The organism is Planctomycetota bacterium, from assembly GCA_039182125.1.
Classification (GTDB): domain Bacteria; phylum Planctomycetota; class Phycisphaerae; order Tepidisphaerales; family Tepidisphaeraceae; genus JBCDCH01.
In genome coordinates, this window is sequence record JBCDCH010000082.1 from 1 (window position 1) to 17,202 (window position 17,202).

15 protein-coding genes are annotated in these 17,202 nt (G+C 64.4%); 6 read left to right on the top strand and 9 right to left on the bottom strand.

The window, feature by feature from the left end; genetic code table 11:
• A partial coding sequence (locus AAGD32_16115) for a hypothetical protein (GenBank protein MEM8875772.1) occupies positions 1 to 424 on the top strand: 424 nt, incomplete at its 5' end.
• Between the two features lie 16 nt (positions 425 to 440).
• On the opposite strand, the gene rimO is transcribed toward AAGD32_16115, so the two are convergent.
• Positions 441 to 1,976 (bottom strand): 30S ribosomal protein S12 methylthiotransferase RimO, encoded by a 1,536-nt coding sequence (gene rimO, locus AAGD32_16120; protein MEM8875773.1) that lies wholly within the window; start codon positions 1,974 to 1,976, stop codon positions 441 to 443.
• Between the two features lie 326 nt (positions 1,977 to 2,302).
• Here rimO and AAGD32_16125 point away from each other — a divergent pair, with 326 nt between their 5' ends.
• A complete protein-coding gene (locus AAGD32_16125; GenBank protein MEM8875774.1) occupies positions 2,303 to 3,712 on the top strand; it encodes a folylpolyglutamate synthase/dihydrofolate synthase family protein in 1,410 nt (469 codons plus the stop codon).
• Here AAGD32_16125 and AAGD32_16130 read toward each other — a convergent pair.
• Positions 3,709 to 4,977: a Gfo/Idh/MocA family oxidoreductase gene (locus tag AAGD32_16130; protein ID MEM8875775.1), complete on the bottom strand. Its 1,269-nt coding sequence runs from the start codon at positions 4,975 to 4,977 to the stop codon at positions 3,709 to 3,711. The genes AAGD32_16125 and AAGD32_16130 overlap by 4 nt on opposite strands.
• Before the next feature lie 90 nt (positions 4,978 to 5,067).
• Here AAGD32_16130 and AAGD32_16135 point away from each other — a divergent pair, with 90 nt between their 5' ends.
• Both AAGD32_16135 and AAGD32_16140 read left to right on the top strand, forming a co-directional pair.
• The gene (locus tag AAGD32_16135; protein ID MEM8875776.1) at positions 5,068 to 5,979 is read left to right on the top strand and encodes an alpha/beta hydrolase; all 912 of its coding nucleotides are present in this window, start codon (positions 5,068 to 5,070) and stop codon (positions 5,977 to 5,979) included.
• Between the two features lie 40 nt (positions 5,980 to 6,019).
• Positions 6,020 to 7,660 (top strand): phosphate ABC transporter substrate-binding/OmpA family protein, encoded by a 1,641-nt coding sequence (locus tag AAGD32_16140; GenBank protein ID MEM8875777.1) that lies wholly within the window; start codon positions 6,020 to 6,022, stop codon positions 7,658 to 7,660.
• 1 nt (position 7,661) lies between these two features.
• Here the strand turns inward: AAGD32_16140 and AAGD32_16145 are convergent, their stop codons facing one another.
• The 7 genes from AAGD32_16145 to AAGD32_16175 form a co-directional block, all read right to left on the bottom strand.
• Positions 7,662 to 10,454: a hypothetical protein gene (locus AAGD32_16145; GenBank protein ID MEM8875778.1), complete on the bottom strand. Its 2,793-nt coding sequence runs from the start codon at positions 10,452 to 10,454 to the stop codon at positions 7,662 to 7,664.
• A gap of 64 nt (positions 10,455 to 10,518) precedes the next feature.
• Positions 10,519 to 10,983, bottom strand: a complete 465-nt coding sequence (locus AAGD32_16150; protein MEM8875779.1) for a biopolymer transporter ExbD — start codon at positions 10,981 to 10,983, stop codon at positions 10,519 to 10,521.
• Positions 10,980 to 11,456: a biopolymer transporter ExbD gene (locus AAGD32_16155; protein ID MEM8875780.1), complete on the bottom strand. Its 477-nt coding sequence runs from the start codon at positions 11,454 to 11,456 to the stop codon at positions 10,980 to 10,982. Before AAGD32_16155 ends, AAGD32_16150 begins: the two co-directional genes overlap by 4 nt.
• Before the next feature lie 4 nt (positions 11,457 to 11,460).
• Positions 11,461 to 12,216, bottom strand: a complete 756-nt coding sequence (locus AAGD32_16160; GenBank protein ID MEM8875781.1) for a MotA/TolQ/ExbB proton channel family protein — start codon at positions 12,214 to 12,216, stop codon at positions 11,461 to 11,463.
• Positions 12,217 to 12,360: 144 nt separating this feature from the next.
• Entirely contained in the window at positions 12,361 to 13,407 is a 1,047-nt protein-coding gene (locus tag AAGD32_16165; GenBank protein MEM8875782.1) for a hypothetical protein, read from the bottom strand.
• Between the two features lie 41 nt (positions 13,408 to 13,448).
• Positions 13,449 to 14,660: a GNAT family N-acetyltransferase gene (locus AAGD32_16170; protein ID MEM8875783.1), complete on the bottom strand. Its 1,212-nt coding sequence runs from the start codon at positions 14,658 to 14,660 to the stop codon at positions 13,449 to 13,451.
• A 59-nt stretch (positions 14,661 to 14,719) separates the two neighbouring features.
• Positions 14,720 to 14,845 (bottom strand): hypothetical protein, encoded by a 126-nt coding sequence (locus tag AAGD32_16175; GenBank protein MEM8875784.1) that lies wholly within the window; start codon positions 14,843 to 14,845, stop codon positions 14,720 to 14,722.
• Between the two features lie 159 nt (positions 14,846 to 15,004).
• Here AAGD32_16175 and AAGD32_16180 point away from each other — a divergent pair, with 159 nt between their 5' ends.
• Both AAGD32_16180 and AAGD32_16185 read left to right on the top strand, forming a co-directional pair.
• Positions 15,005 to 16,369 carry a GAF domain-containing SpoIIE family protein phosphatase gene (locus AAGD32_16180; protein MEM8875785.1) on the top strand — a complete coding sequence of 455 codons (1,365 nt, stop codon included), beginning with the start codon at positions 15,005 to 15,007 and terminating at the stop codon, positions 16,367 to 16,369.
• A gap of 30 nt (positions 16,370 to 16,399) precedes the next feature.
• Positions 16,400 to 17,202: histidine kinase dimerization/phospho-acceptor domain-containing protein (locus tag AAGD32_16185; protein ID MEM8875786.1), on the top strand; the 803-nt coding region annotated here is incomplete at its 3' end.

The following is a 17,202-nucleotide window of genomic DNA, read 5'->3' on the forward strand; positions in this document are numbered from 1 at the left end:
CGGGTCGTTGCTCTGGACCAAGCAACTCGGCGGCTCGGGCTTTGAAACCATCGGCGATCTCACCACCAACGATACCGGCGAGCCGATCCTCACCGGCGGGTTCTTCGGCACCGCCGACTTCGACCCGTCCACCGATCAGTTCAAGCTCACCAGCACCCGCGGCGACGACGACACGCTCGGCGACGACGATGCGAACACCGGCGACCGTGACGCGTTCAGCTACGACACCTACGTCGTCCGCCTCGACGTGGACGGGCGCTTCGGGGGTGCAGTCAGCTTTGGGGGCGTCGGCGACGACTACGGCCAGTCGGTTCTGATCCGCGACGGCATGATCGGTGTCGCCGGGTTCTTCGAGGACACTTTCGACGGCCTTACCACCGTCGAGGACGAAGCGATCTTCATCATCGAACTCGCCGGGCTGTAAGTCAGGCGGGCCCAAGTTACGAGATCACCGACAACGATTTGGCCTTCTTCACCGCGACCTTGGCGACGTGGTCGTAGTTTTGGAAGTCGGTGAGCTCGACGTCGACGAACTGGCCGGGGTGGAGCTCGCCGGCCGGGTCGTGGACGTAGGTGACGCTGTCGATGTCCGGGGCCTGGCGGTAGGTGCGGGCGATGTAGAGCTTGCCGCCCTCGTCGACGTCGCCCTCACAGCTGTCGATGAGCACTTCCTGCGTGGAGCCGAGCATGGACTCGGCGCGAGCGAAGGCCACTTCCTGCTGGGCGAGCATGAGCTCGTCGAGTCGGCGTTGCTTGGTGTCCTCGTCGATCTGATCGGCCATGCGTCCCATCGGCGTGCCGGGCTCGGGGGAGTAGGGGAACACGCCCATCATGTCGAAGCCGAACTCGCGGACGAACTCGACGAGTTCCTGATGCTCGGCCTCGGTCTCGCCGGGAGAGCCTGCAATGAAAGTCGTGCGGATCGCGATGCCGGGGATTCGTTCGCGCAGCTTGTGCAGGAGCGTGGTCGTTTCCTCGCGGGTGACCTTGCGTTTCATGCGAGCTAGCACATCGGAGTTGATGTGCTGGAGCGGCATGTCGATGTATGGGAGCACGCGGCGACAACGGGCGATCGTGTCGATCATCTCGTCGGTGAAGCACGACGGGTAGGCGTACATGAGCCGGACCCACGCGACGTCGGTGAGATTGCGATCGAGTTCCCGGAGCAGGCCGGCGAGGCCGGGGGCGTAGCCGATGTCGGTGCCGTAGCTGGTGGTGTCCTGCCCGATCAGCAGCAGCTCGACCGCGCCGTCGGCGGCGAGTTCCTTGGCCTCGGTGACGATGTGGTCGACCGGCTTGGACCGCATGGGCCCGCGGATTGACGGGATGGTGCAGAAGCCGCAGCCCTGATTGCAGCCCTCGGACATGCGGAGGTACGCGTAGTGGCGGGGCGTGAGGCGTAGCCGACCGCGATCGTTCTCGAAGACGGCGAGCCGTTGCCCGCGCTTGCCCTCGGCCTGTTTGCGGAGCAGCGCTGCCGCCTTGGATTCATCGCCCGCCGCGAACTCCGCAGCAGGCTTCGCGTCGTCCGACAGCGCGTGGTATCTCCCGAGGAAGTGGTCCACCTCCGGCCGCTCGCCGCGCACGGCGTCGACGATGTGGTCGCGGTCGAACACGCCCACGAGGCGGTCGATGCCGGGGGCGTCGGCGAGGAGCTTGGTCTTGTGCCGCTGGACTAGGCAGCCGGCCACGACGACGCGCTTGCAAAGCCCGGCCTCCTTGCGGGCGATCGCCTCGTTGATCTCGGCCATCGACTCTTCCTTGGACGCTTCCAGGAAGCCGCAGGTGTTGATGACGATCGCGTCGGCCTCGTCGTGATCGGGCGTGACGGCGATGCCGTCCTCGGCGAGCAGGCCGAGCATGCGCTCGGAGTCGACGAGGTTCTTCGGGCAGCCGAGCGAGACGAACGCGACGGACCGGACATCTCCGTCGGCGGGGGCGGTGTCGGCAGATTGTTGCGATGAAGCGGTGGGCATGGGCTTACGGCGGGCACTGTACGCCTCGTGGCGGTCCGAATCGCGCCTGACGCGGCTAACCTGTCGTATTGAACGAAGTTGGACATATTGCTATGCTCGTAGGCATGGCCAGCCGTACGTCTCGATCTACGTCCGGTAACCGGCCCGACCGTTCCAAATCGACCCGCCGATCTTCGGCGAAGAAGCCCGACACCGTGAAAAAAACGACCAAACGCCGGTCTCCTGCCGTCTCAGGCCGCGCCGCTGCCGCCAAGCCTGCCGGGAAAACCGGCAAATCTTCGCCCGGAAAAGCAGCGGGCAAGGGTGCCGCGAAGGCAAAAGCCCCCGTGCGAAAGACCGCCAAACGCCGCACCGCTGCGGTTGCGGAAGCTCACAGCGAGCCGATCACCACGCTGGCGCGGGCGATGAAGTTCCTCGCGAGCCTCAACGACGTCGAGCGCCGCCGGATCGTTCGCTATGACGAGCGGACGTTCGACTTGCGGCGAATGCATGACCTGCTCGACGACGTCGGCAACCCGCACGACAAGATCAAGACCATCCACCTCGCCGGTACCAAGGGCAAAGGCTCGACCGCGACGATGATCGCCGCGATGCTTCGGGCCAATGGTCTGCGGGTCGGCGTCTACTCGTCGCCCCACCTGGTCGACATTCGCGAGCGGTTCACGATCGACGGCGAGATGATCAGCCAAGCCGAGTTCACCCGACTCATCGCCCAAGTCGCTCCCCACTGCGAGAACGGGCACGGCCGGGTCAGCTACTTTGATGCGCTAACCGCCGTCGCGTTCCTGCACTTCGCGAACCAGGGGGTCGACATCGCCGTGATCGAGACCGGACTCGGCGGTCGGCTCGACTCGACGAACGTCGTCACGCCGTTGGTCTCCGCCATCACCGGCATCTCGTACGACCACATGGCCCAACTGGGCAACACGCTCGGCAAGATCGCCACCGAGAAGGCCGGCATTTTCAAGAAGGGCGTTCCCGCCGTGAGCGTCCCGCAGGACGACGAGGCGAAGAAAGCCCTGCGCCGCGTGGCGAAGGAGAAGGGCGTCGAGCTCTCTGTGCTCGGCGACGAACTCGACTTTTCCTACCGGTTCGCCGCCAGCCGAACCCTCGGCGTCGATCCGCCGGCTAAGCACAACTACCTTTGCCTGCACACGCCGCACTCGGACTTCGAGCACTTTCCCGTTCCGCTCGTCGGCGAACACCAAGCGCTCAACTGTTCTCTGGCACTGGCCGTCATCGACCAGCTCAAGCAACTCGGGTACGAGTTCGACGACAGGGCGGTCATGGACGCGATGCACCACGTCGAGCTGCCCGGGCGGATGCAGATCATCCACCGCACGCCGCGCATCATCGTCGACTGCGCCCACAACGCCGCGTCGATCGACACGGTGCTCCGCGCGATCGGCCAGCACATCACCTACGACTCGCTGGTGACCATCTTCGGCTGCTGTAGCGACAAGGACATCGACGGCATGCTCGCCAAGCTCGCGTGCGGGGCCGACAAGGTCATCTTCTGTGGCATCGACTCCGTCCGCGGGGCCGATCCGCGCGATCTGGCCAAGCGTTACCAGGAGAAGTTCGGCAAAGTCTGTCAGGTTGCCGACAATCTCAGTGGCGCGATGTCGATCGCCCGTCGGGCCGTCGCGAAGGAGGACCTCATCTGCATCACCGGCAGCTTCTACCTCGTCGGCGAAGCCATCCAGGCGTGCGAGGATCAGGCGCTCGTGGTTTAAACACGCCCGTTCTTCGGACCGGCGAAATGGGTGTAGTTTTCCAAGCCATCAAGGGAGCCCGGCCGGCTCGGCAAGTCCGTACCAAGCTCGGCAAGTGTCTTGCGGGCACCGGTTGCTTCCCGCAAATACTCGGCGAGTCGTGTGACACGCAGGAACACCCGGTCGTCTTGTTGATGAGCGGTCACCTGTTCGGCGGGGATGTCGACGATCTCGGCGGCTTGGGAGACCGCGCTGACCAGCAGCGTGTGGGCACGTGCGTTGGCGAGTGTGGCGGTAGCGCCGGTCTGGGGCTGCCCTCGGACGGCCCGCGCCAGCGCCTTGGCCATCGGCGGTCGCGGGTTGCGGTTCTCGTCCGGGTTTAAGTTCGTCATGTCGCCCTGGTTTGGCGTGAACGTCGCAGCGCCATTGAAGGCAAACTCCAGCACGCCACGATCGGTGTCGATCGTGATGTGCGGCTGGATGTTGGTGTCGATCGCATGGCTGTAGTTGACGACCAGGCTGAGCTCGTTGTTACCGCGTTTCAGGCCGGCACGTAGCGAGCAGGTGTCGAAGTTCTCGATGTCATGCCGCGCCCGAAGAAGATCGGCGGTCACATGGCTGATCGCCGCGGCAGTTTCTTGAGCTGGCCCGAGTAAGAACAGGGCGATGTTCACGTAGTGGGCCATCGCATTGTTGAGCGGACTGTCGAGCACCCAAGTCCCGTCTCGCCGCATGGCACCGGCCCAGTTGTTGCGGTCGTAGTACGACTGCGGCCTCGGCCAGAGCCCGAGCACGGTGGCGTGCGTCGGGGTTCCGAACTCCCCGGCAAGCAGCCGCGCTTTCAGACTCGACGATATCGGCCGATAGACATCCTGGAATCCGATGAGCACCGCCGCCTCCGAAGCTGCCTCGGCACGCATGAGCGCGTCGTGATCGTCGATGCACCCGGCGACCGGTTTCTCGAGCATGACGGTTTTGCCTGCCGCCAACGTCGCCTCGGTCATGGGCCGATGAAGGTGGATCGGCACCGGCAGCCACACCGCCTCGGCTTCGCTCGCGAGCAGTGCATCGAACGACTCATGGACCACGCAGCCGGCATCGCCAAGCTCGGCCAGCGTTGCTTCGTGGTTCTGTGGGTCGGGTACGAACACGTCCGTGAGCCGGGTCAGTCCATCCTCACTGGCTTCCGCTTCCCGCAGCAGTTTGAGAACTTCCGCCGAGTATCCACCGAGTCCGACCAAACCGATGCGTGCCTTGTCCAACGTCTGTTCATCCGAGTCGTTCATGCGGCTCGGACCATCCCCGAACTCGGGCCGCGACTCAAGTATGCAACATCAAGATTTGATCGGCAACGTGTTTGCCGGATGATGCGAGCGATGACGCTCAAAATCATGCGCACGTTCGTTTGCCTTTGCGTTGTCACGATCGGCTGCGTACTTATCGCCGCGTCGCCTGCGGACACCGCGCGGGCAAACGTGAAAGCGGAACCGGAGTCGAAGCCGATGACAACGGTGGTCTACCGCGAAACGCCGCAAGGCCCGCTCGCTTTGGAGATATTCGAGCCGGTCGGCGATGAAGCCGGAGTGGCCCGGCCCGCGGTCGTGTTGTTTCACGGCGGCGGTTGGATGAAAGGCCGACCCCAGCAGTTTCACGCTTATGCCCGGTTCCTCGCTGCCCGTGGCATGGTTGTCATCTGCCCGGAGTATCGCGTGTCCGAGCGGCACGGCACGACGCCGTTCGAGTCCGTGGACGATGCGTTTGCCGCGTTTCGTTACGTCCGTGCCAACGCCGTGGACATGGGCATCGATCCCGAGCGGCTCGCCGCCGGTGGCGGTTCGGCCGGCGGTCATCTCGCGGCCGCTCTCGCCACGATCGACCCCGCCACCTTCTCACCGGAAACCGACGCCGCGATCGATCCGGTCCCCGACGCGCTGGTGCTGCTCAATCCGGTCTACGACAACAGCCCCGATGGCTATGGGCACGACCGGATTGGTGATCGGTACGAAGCGTTTTCGCCGCTGCACAGCATCAATGCGGACATGCCCCCGACGATCGTGTTGCTTGGTGACGAGGACAAGCTCATCCCCGTGGCCACCGCCGAACGCTTCCGCGACGAGCAACGGGTAGTCGGCGTACGCAGCGAACTCGTGATCTATCCCGGTGCCGATCACGGCTTTTTCAATCGTGGACGACAGCCCGACGGCGAGCGGTACTTCCGACTCGTCTGCGGCGAGATCGAAGCGTTCTTCGTGTCGTTGGACTGGATCGCGTCGGCCGACAGCGAGTAATCGGTGGCAGCACGCGACCACTTTCGGTTACAACCGAGGCATGGCGAAAACGTCAGGTGCCAAGTGGGTCACGATCGCAGCGGTCTGGATTGCCGTGGTCGTGGTCATCGCGCTCGCGTACCGGTTCATCGTGCATCCGCAGTTTGCCAAAGCGGCGGCATACGACGAGGCTCAATCGGCGTACGTCGATGTCGTCGAGCAGGCCGAGGCGCGGGGCGAGTCCGTCGAACGACTGCCCGGGGATGCGACAATCGAGGAGTACCGCAACGCGACCGCCGCGCTCAAGCGTCGGCTCACCGGCAGCGCGAGCCCGAGTCGCGGCGGCGAACGGATCGACGTCCGGCTCGCGCTCGATTCGTTCAGCGGATACGCGGTCTTGCGTGACCCGACGTTTCAAGCCGATCTCGCCGCGGCGGGTATCGACCTCGAACTCGTCGATGACGCGGCCGACTACGAGAAGCGGCTACGCACCCTGGACAATGGCGACACGCCGATGGCCGTCTTCACGGTCGACGCGTTGCTCACGACCGCGGCGGACCTTGGTCGAATGCCGGCGACAATCGTGATGGTCATCGACGAAACCGTCGGTGCTGACGCGATGGTCGCTTACACCGACGCCGTGCCTGACCTCGACGCGCTGGCCGGTGGACAGATCGTGCTCACGCCGGCCTCGCCGAGCGAGACACTCGCCCGCGTCGTGCAAGCGTCGTTCGACATCGAAGGGGTGGACATCGTGCCCGCCGACGGCGCGGATGACGTGTTGTCCAGATTGCGGTCGGCCGACCGCTCAACGCGGCAGGCGTTTGTCCTATGGGAGCCGCAACTCAGTCGGGCGCTCGAAGTGGACGGCGTTGGCGTCTTGCTCGATTCAGGTGATTTTCAGGGGTACATCGTCGACGTGTTGGTGGTCAATCGTGACTGGCTGCTGCGGAACGAAGCGGTCGTGACCGAGTTCGTCCGGGCGTACCAGCGGGCGTTGTACGATGCGCGGTCGAGTGGCTTGGCGGGACTCATCGGCCGCGACGCCGAGCGGACCGGGACGCGGATCACCGACGCCCAGGCCGACCGGATTGCCGACGGTATTCGCTTCCAGCCGATGCTTGCCAACTACGCGTACTTCGGTGTCGAACCGGACCCGGCGGTGCCAACGCTCGACACGGTCATTCGTCAACTCAACCGCGTCCTGCAACGCACCGGCGCGCTCGACGGTGATCCGACCGATGGTGACCCGGCGGCGTGGTACTACGACGGCGTGCTTGCAAAACTTCGTGTCGATGACTTTCATCCCGGCGTGACCCGCGACGGCATCGATCGCCGCGAGGTCGCCGAGCTGAGCGAAGCGCAATGGCAGCAACTGCGTTCGGTCGGGACCTTGCAAGTCGATCGACTCGTGTTCTTTCCCGGTCGCTCGGACCTGACGGGTTCGAGCAAAGCGGCGCTCGATCGGCTGGCCGAGACGCTGCGGAGTTTCCCGCAGTTTTATGTGCGTGTCGTCGGAAGCGCGAGCAGCCGGGGTGATACCGAGGCGAACCGGAGGCTAGCCGACGCGCGTGCGGAGAATGCGGCAGAGTACCTGCGGGCTGCCGGGCTGGAGCCGCAACGCGTTCGCGCGATCGGCACCGAGCCGTCGGGCGATACGAGCCGCACCGTTCGGTTCGAGGTCGGCGTCGTCGGCTATTGAGCTACCGCATGTCCGGCAAGAGATCGTCACGTAGATCTTCGAAGTCATCAGCCCACGCGGGGCCGCCCGCCTGATCGCCGTAGCGAATGAACGTGCGTCGCAGCTCCTGAAGGTCGCGTTCACCGATGTCGTCCAGTCGTTGCTTGGCGCGGTACCACTTGAGGTAGGCTTCCCAGTACTCGTCGTTGTAGACCTGCACGATCTCGCCGGTCTCGGGATCGGGCTTGGCTTCGACGGGTCGGCCGAGGACTTTGTCTTGCAGGAGTCGGCCGAACCGATCGCGGGAAGCGTCAAAGTTCCCGAGGGCGTGCTGCGTTCGTGCGATGCCGAAGACGAGCACCGGGTCGTAGCGGTCGAACGATCTGGTGTTGGTCGTACGCCATTGCTGTTCCTGCTCGGCGGTTTCGAGGAACTCGAACTTGGCCAACGCGTCGCGGAGCAGTTCGTCGCGGCGGGCAGGGTCGGCGGCAACCTCGGCGGCGATACGGCGGCTGTCGGCGTCGTAACGGCGATAGGTGTAGACCGCCGAGTCCAGCCCGGCTTTTTCGGCGAACGTGATCAACTGCGGGGTGAGCGCGACGCGGGCTTCGGAGAGCGACTGCATCTGCGGCCGGCGGTCGAGGCGCTTGGCCTCGGCGAACTCGGCGTCGAGCGTCTGCAGGAAGGTGAAGACGATCGCCGTCCCACGTTCGGGGCCAGCTTGTTCGACGTAACGGAGAAGCTCGTCAGTCGCCTCCTCGTAGTTGCCCAGAGCGGCCAACGCGCGGAACCGGTAGAACAAAGCGTTGCCGAGCAGTTCCTGCTCGTTGGGCAGGCCGGTGATGACGTCCTCGATGCCGCGCAGCATTTCGACGGCGCGGGCGGGTTGTTCCTGTTCGTTAAGCGCGGACTCGGCGACCTGCAGGCGGACGCCGGCAAGCCGACTTCGTAGTGCGATGGCCCGGCTGCCGGTCGCGTCGCGGAGCTCGGCTTCGAGGTTGCTGCTGACGGTGGTGGCGAGCTGTTGGACCGAGCGTTCGAGTTCGCCGTGCAGGGACGAGTCTGCCGGTAGCTCACGCAACCGTCGGCGATCCGCGAGAAGCAGGAAGTAACGTGACCGTTCGAAATCGGGATGGCTTTCCGGAATCCGTCGCAACACACGGGCTGCTTCGTCGACATCGCCGAAGTTGAGCAACTGCCGGGCGTAAGGCACCGCGAACTGCATCCAGTTGAACGGCTCATCGACGGCGATCGGCAGGAAGCGATTGCGGGCCTCGGCGACCTCCGTGGCAAGCGTGGGATCATTGCTCAGCCGCGCGATGTAGTTGATCGCTTGCTGCATCGCCTGCTCGGCGCGGACGGTGTTCATGTCCTTGTACGTCGCGGCATAGTCGATGAACGCATCGAGCGCTGCGGCCTCCTCGGCGGACGCGGCGAGGAACAGGGCGAGCCGCCAGGCGGCGGTGTCGGTCTGGGATTCGGTCAACTCCTCTCGGCCGACCAGTTCCCGTGCCGCTGCGATGCCGGCGGCGAGTTCGGTTTGGTTGTACGACTCCTCGGCACGGGCAAGGTTGTAATCGTCGACGGCCCGATCGATGAGTGCGTTGAGTTGCAGGCGGTTGTACGAGTCGATCTGGGCCGGGGTCGGCTCCTGCGGCAGGGCGGCGAGCATCTGCTGGGAAACGACGGCGCTGAACGCCGGGTAGTCCTCGGAGAGGTCGGCGAGAATGTCGATCGCACGCTTGGCGGCTTCATCGCTTCGGGTGTCCCGAGCCTCGGCGTCGGCGATCCGATACTTGAGCACGTCGGCGTAAACCCGGCTCACGTCATCATCGCCCATCTCGGCGGTGACGAACCGATCCAGGGCGGACGATTGCAGCTTCGCCGCCGCAAGGTCGCCAGACTCGAGCAGGGCGATGGTCTTGGCGTAGTGGGCTTCGTACTTCTGGCTGCGGGCGTAGGTCGCGGCGTCGGGGTTGTCGGCGACGTCGGTCGGTGCCGAATCGATCACGGCGTTGAGCGCCGCGATGCCGTCGACGAGGGCGGAATCGGTGCCGGCGACGATCGATGTCTTGCCAAAGAAGTTGGCGTAGTACAACTCGCCGGATGTGTTCACCGACACGAACGGCCGGAGGTAGTCCATGAAGTTCTCGGCCAGAATCTGCCGCTGTGGGTCGGCGGAGTCGAGGCTGAGCGCGAGGTAGTAGTTGAGCACCTGCCGGGTGTATTCGGCCGTGCGGTAAAGATTGTCCATCTGCTGATACCGCTGGATGTCGGCGGTATCGGTCGGCCCGTCGATTTGATTCTCGAGTTGTGCGAGGCGCAGCTCGCTGATCGTGAGTGCTTTCTGGTAGAGATCGACGGCCGTCTGGACGGTGGGACGGAGGCGGGCCTGAATCGTTGGATTCGGCCCCCAATATTCGAGGTCCGACGCGTCGTCAAGGATGCCGTGGACGACGAGGATGTTGCCCTGCTCGGCGAGGAGCTGCGGGTCGTTCATCGTTGGCAGAAGCTCGTCAATGCCGTCCACGATGCTGGCAACGGCACGGCGTTTGTCGTTGACCGACATCGTCGCCGCATCGTCCCGAAGTCGGCTCAGCGCGACGGTGACCGAGTACGCTTTGCGTTGGTCTTCCGGTACGTCGAGTTCATCGAACGCGCGGTTGAGTAGCGTCTCGAGATTGCGGCTTGCCAACTCGGCCAGCACCCGGTCTTCGGGCAGCGCGTCAAGCCCCGCTGACTCGTCCGATTCCTGGGCAAGCAACGGGAACGTCGAAACACAAACGGCGAGGCAGGCGACGGTCAAACGCTTCACGCCGGCATCTTAGGACCAAGCTGTTGAAGGAAAAGCTCGGCAGATTCATCGGTCGGGCGTCGGATTAGCGGGCACTGGCCGCAAAAGCCACTTTCGTCAGTTCGGCCCGGATCGTTGCTTCTTGCACGGCGATGGTGAACTTCTGTGGGACGTTGCCGTCGGGGCGGATGATGACCTGAATGTCGTCGATCTCGGTACCGACGGCGATCTCCTGATCACGCAGCGTTGTCAGAATCGCGGCGAGTTCCTCGGTGTCGGAGGTGACGTTTCCGCCGATGCGGGCGATGAACCGGTCGGCATCGGGCGCACTCACGCGAATCTCCAACGGTTCGGTCGGCACGAAATCCTCATCGGGCGCGACCGCGCCCTGTGCTTCCGCGCTCACCGTCGATCGCAAGAAGAGTTCTTCCGCCGCGAACGATGCGCTGAGCATGAACACGACCAGTACCACCATCGCGATGTTGACCACCGGCGTCAGGTTCGGCGCGGTGTCCTGCTGTTGACCGATCTTCGGGCTACGACGCTTCACGAGCCACCTCCTTGCGACGCATCAACCACGGCGAAGTTGACGCTCTCGACCTGTGCCTGCGATGCGGCCAGGAGGACCGGCTCGACGTAGCGGTACTCGAGAGTTTGGTCGGTGCGGACGATGAGCTTGAGATTCGGGATTTCGTTGGTGATGGCGGTGAGGAACTCGGCCAACTCGTCCTGTGAACCGCCGGCGGTGAGCTCGATGTCGGTGGAAGTGAGCGGCCGGCGGGTGGTGACGAGGTTGCCGCCGTTGAGCTCGAGGTCGTAGACGTTGAGCGTGACGGTCTCGCCGAAGCTCTCGATCTTCACGCCCTGAAGTACTTCGGGCAGGACGAGGTTTTCGTCCGCCCCGGTTTCGATGCCGGCCCGGCTGACGAGCATGAAGAAGATCAACAGCGACAGCATGATGTCACACAACGGAGTGATGTTGGGTGCACCGAGGCCGCCGAGATGTCGCTTGGGCAGACGCATCGGTTTAGGTCGCGGGCTTGGGCTGGGCGCTGGTCGACGAACGACCGGATGACGACGAACGCTTGGTTTCCTCCGGCTTCATCATCAGCAGGAACTCCTCAGCCTGTAGGGCGCCTTCGGTCGTGATCCGGTCGGCACGGTTGCGGAAGATGCCGTAGGCAACCAAGCACGGCACCGCGAGGATCAGACCAAGCAGCGTTGTGCCCAACGCGGTCGAGATGCCGCTGGCCAGTTCCGCCGGGTTGGCGCTGCCGCCGCTGGAGGCGAGGGAGACGAACGCTTCCATGATCCCGTACACCGTTCCCATCAGCCCGAGCAGCGGGCCGACGTTTGCGAGGATGTTGATGTACTCGAGCTTGCGAAACTCCTCGGCGGTCTCCTCGGCCACCATCGTCTCCAATGCCTCACGCATCTGCACGAAGCTCGGTGCCCGCTTGAGTGCGGGGTTGAGAGAGGCGCTGACGAACGAATCGTCGTTTTCGGTGAACTCGATGAGTTCCTTGAACCGCCGCTGCTCGATCATCTCCTGGATCGTCGCGGTCGACTCCTCGGGTAGCAGCACGGATCGGCGGATACGCAGCGCACCCTGAATGATGAGCGTCACCGCGACCACGCTCAGGGCGATGATCAAAAGCGAGATCGGGTCGCCGATCGAGTTTTGCAGCAGCAGCAGGAACGGGTTGGACGGGATTTCGCTTCCTGGGTCGGCGGCTGCCCCCGGCGTTGGCGCTGCCGCGAAGCCCTGGCTGACGGCGATCATGATCACGGCCGCCAGGATGCTCAAATGCAAGATACGGCCCTTGCTCGGCCCTCGGTGTCGCTGAGTCGTCATCGGTCCGGCATCGTGGCGATGTGGACGGCGTTGGTCAAATGCCATGTCGGCAAACGCCTTCGCAGCAAGTGCCTAACGCATCTGATCCCGGGTGATTTTCTTGAAGTCGCCGCCGTTCTCGTGGGCGATGCGGCGCAAGGTCGCTTCGGCGGACTCGTCCTCGTTGAGGAACAAGATCGTGTTGATCTGCGTTTCTCCGGTGACGTTCAGGTCGCGAATGATTTCGAGGACGCGATCGGGATCGGGAAAGTCACCATCGGTCAGTAGCCAGATGAGCTGAGGCCGCTGGCGGAAGGCCTCCTGCAGGCCGGGGATCGGGTCGGTGCCGGCGGAGAAGTCGATGGTCGAAAGAAAGTTGTCGACGAGACGTTTGTTGTTGGTCGACCCGTTGAGCAAGGTGCCGCGGTTGAGCACCTGCGGCTGGCCGGTTTGGAAGAAGATGACGTTGAAGAACTGTGCCGGCGAAAAGCGGTTGACGGTGCTGGACAACTCCCGCTTGAGCATCGTGGCGCGTTCGCCGACCATCGAGCCGGACGCATCGCAGACGAAGATGGCGCTGCGGAGGTTGGAAGTGTTGCCGAAGACCTTGGACGGCGGGCCTTGCCCTTGACCGCCGCCTGGCCGGCCGAACGGGGCAAGATCGCCGCCCGCGGGTCCACCGCCGAGTCCGCCGGGCGGGCCGGGAGCCGCGCCGCGGCCGAAGACCGTCTGGCTTGCACTGTCCTCGCCGGCCTCCATCAGCGACGCGTCGAGGTCCGACGCCTGTTCGCTGAACGCATCGGATTCGTCGACGTTTTGATCAACGAGCTGGGCCGCTTGCCGGGTCGGGTCGTCCATCAGACCGGGATTCGTGATCCCGCCAACGACGTCACCATCGTCAACGAACGCCGCATCGGCCACGACGGCTTGCTCTGCGATGACCTGGTTGATGATGACCGTCGCCGCACCCGATGCGATGAAGAAAAACCCCAGCAGGATGATGCCGAGATGCACCGTGAGACTCGTGACGAACGGCAGATAGTTCTGCACCCAGTCCTGCTCGAAAAAGCCCTTCTGGTGGCCGAGGATCTGCTCGCCCTCGGGCATCGGCACTGGCTGGGGTCGGGCCGGTTCGGTCATGTCCGAATGGTACGGGATGACCCGTGCCTTGCCCAACGGCGTCAGAAGTAGTCGTTGCAGAACGGGGCCCGACCGCCGCTGAACGCGGTGAGTACGGCAACGGCCGACGCATCGGCTTCGAGCAGGCCGAAGCGTTGCAGGTCGGCGGCGGTGTACGCGCCGCTGGCGAGCATCGCCCAGTTGGCGGCGGTGGTGGTGGCCGTCGGTGTCGCTCCGGAGGCTGCGGCGGTGATTCGTCCGTCGGCGACTTCGATGGCGAACACCGAACGCGTCTCCTCCGGCTCGTCGATGCCGACGATGACCTTGCCACTGATCGGCGTCTTCGTCGCCAACCCGTCGCAGAAGGCCACGTGATCCAACACACGGATTTGCATCCGGTTGTAGGTCTTCACCAACGCAACGTCATGGATCACTGGGCGGTGGGGGAGTTGGCGTTCGCGGAGCAGCAGATCGAGCGGGACGTCGATTGGCAGGTGCAGTTCGACGTTGCCGTGCTGATCGCGCTGGGTCGAGAGCCAGCGCAGTTGCCGGAACAATGCCTCGTCGTTTTCCCAGTGGTGTTGATCGAGGACGACGTTGCTGGGGGCCTTGTTGCCGTGGACTTCGAGGAGCGCGGTCGACCGGCAGCGCCCATCGGCGGTGAAGTCGCCAAAGCGGAAATGATCGCCGGTGGACTTCTTCCAATAGTCGAACCCGCGCCGACCGAAGTCGCAATCACACTGCCCGGCGACGATCTCACGGCTACGCAAATCGAACAGGGCATCATCGTCGGCATCGGTCGTGTACCGCATCCCGGCGAAATCGCCGCGCGGCAGGATCGACAATGGCACGCGCCAGCGATTGAGCCGTTCGGCCGTGCCGTAGCCGAAGTGCTCGTAGAAGCTGCCACGGAAAGGCATCAACGCACTCACCACCTGGCCGCGTTCACGAGCCCTGTCGAGCATGTGGTGCATGACCCTCGTGGCCGCGCCATCGCCGGATCGGCGATGGGTCTTGTCCGTGCCGACCCAAGCGACCCCCTGTGCGGGCAACCGCTTGCCTCGGACGTGCATGTCCATCGACAGTGACGTGGCGGTCGAGATCGGCTGGCCGTCGAGGTAAGCGACGAGAAAGTCTCCATCCTGCGTCCGGCCGATCTCGAAACGCTCGAACATTTTGGCCCGGTAGCTCGGCCCGGGCCGGTAGGCGCGGGTGCGAACGTCGGCGACGTCGTCCATGGCTTCAGGGCCGACCCAGCGGAGATCTAGCGACATGCGCCCATTCATCGGCGACATCGCATCCGATGGCAAGCCGACGTGCGGTGTGAATCCGGCTAATTCGGTAGTGGGGCGTTCCGACGGGTCACGTAGAGCACCGCCAACACGAACAGCATGTACGGTGCGGCCAGCGTGAACCCTTCCTCGCCGGCGATGAACGTCAGCGGCAACAACTTGAGCATGCGGAGGTTCGTTAGCACGGCCGGTTACGAACGATACCGGACCGATTCGGAATCGGTTCGACCCGAATCCGCTTGCGCCAGCCGAATCGGGATCGTGACGCCGGGCTGTGCGGGTCGTGTGGCCTCTTGCGCGTTGTCTCCGACGCTAGGATGCCACGCATGTCGTACGAAGATCCACCCGATCCCGACGCCCCGTCTGTTCAGGCTGCCCGTTTTCCCGGCGATAGCACGTCACTTTCCTACATCACCGAGATGATGCGCGAGCTGTCGATGGCCCGCGATCCGCAAGAGATGGTCCGCCTCTACGGCCAGCGGGTCCGCAGCATCATGCGTAATGACGGTTTCGTCTCGCTGAGCCGTCGCGATCTCGAAGCGCCTTGGTATCGGGTGACGCGCTCGTCGGTGTGGGACTCGGAGTTGAACCCGTGGACGCAGGCCGAGGAGTTGCCGCTACACGACAGGGGTTTGCTCGGCGATTTGCTCTACGGCGATGAGCCGGTCGTGATGAACGACGTGCATATTGATCCGGACGATCCCTCCCATGCATACCTTGAAGGCGCGCGTTCGTTGATGGCGATCCCGCTTTTCGACGACGGCGTCGCGCTGAACATGGTCGTGCAATGGAACGTCAAGCCCAACGGCTTCGACGAGGAACAACTGCCCGGTACGGTGTGGATGAGCAATCTGTTCGGCCGGGCGACAAGGGCGCTGGTGTTGACCCAGGAACTCCGTGAGGCGAACAAGCAGGTCGAAGCGGCCAAGGCGGCGATCGACCGCGAAGTTTCGGCCATCGCCGCGATGCAACAGTCGTTGCTCCCGGCGAAGCTGCCGACCGAACACGGACTGTCTCTGGCGGTCGACTACCGCCCGTCGCAAATCGCCGGTGGCGACTTCTACGACTTCATGCCACTTGAGGACGGTCGTATCGGTATCCTCATCGCCGACGTGTCCGGCCACGGCGTCGCGGCCGCGGTCATGACGGCGATCACCCACGCGATCGGCACCACGTCGGTGGGTGAACCGACGCCGCCGAGCAAGGTGCTCAAGTACCTCAACCGCCATCTCTGCAAGCGCTACACCCGCGCCACCGCGCAGTTCATCACCGGGTTCTACGGCATCTACGACCCGAAGGAGCAAACGCTCCAGTACAGCAGCGCCGGCCACCCGCCGCCGTGCGTCGTCAACGGTTGCGGCGGACTCAACTACTGCCTGGCCGAAGGGCGCGGCCTGCCCTTGGGTATCCGCGAAGACGAGGACTACCAGGACGCCATCGTCGGCCTCGGCGAGGCTGACGTGCTGGTCCTCTACACCGACGGCATCACCGAAGCACGCAGCGAGCAGGGCGACTATTTCGGCGTCGACCGGTTGGAGCGCGTGCTTCAAGAGTGCGGCCCCGACGCCAAGCAAGTCGTTGCGAAGATCAACCAGGCCGTTCACGATTTCACCGACGGTGCACCCGCCGGGGATGACCAAACCCTGCTCGTGGCCAAGGTCGTCGGTGGTGCCAACGGCTCGGCCGGTTGACCCGCCGGGCGATCGTTTACACTGACGGTCGTGTCATTCGCCCTCGGGCTTATCCTCGGTCTGCTCATCGCCGCGATTGCGGTGTACTACCACGTCCGCTTTTCGTTCGACGAGCCGATTCGGCACCTGCGCGGCTACATGAAGCGGATGCGTCGCGGCGACTGGGACTTGCACGTCGAGCCGAGCGGCGCGATGTCGGTCCGCAAGTTGGGGCACCGGCTCAACCAACTGTCCAACGCCGTCCGCCGACAGCTCGCCGATGGCGACGCACGCCGTACGGACCTCTCCGCGCTGGTTAACGCACTGCCGGACCCGCTGCTGCTGGCCGACTCGGACGACAAGGTGCGCCTGGTCAACCGGCCCGCCGCGGAGTTGCTCGAAGTCGCGCCCGAGACCGCGATCGGCCAGCCCGTTGCCACGCTCCTCCGGGAGCGCACGCTGCTCAAGCTGTACGACAAGGGCCGCAAACGCAGCGTCGAACGTGTCGCCGAGCGTGAGGTGACGCTGACGCGTGAGGGCAAACGGACCGTGTTCGCGGGAACGGCTTTCGCGACGGATGCGGGCGGGGTTCTGCTGTTACTGCGCGACGTATCGCAGCTGGCCGGTGCCACTCAGATGAAGACGGCGTTCGTCGCCAACGCGAGTCACGAGCTTCGCACCCCGGTGAGCGCGATGCAGCTCGCGCTCGAGACGCTGACCTACGCCGTCGAGGACAACGACACGCAGCAGATCGTGCGTTGCCGGGAGATCATCGACGGTCACCTCAAGCGGCTCGGTGATCTTGTGCGTGACCTCCTGGACCTGAGCCGGGTCGAGGGCGAGTCGTTTGTTCC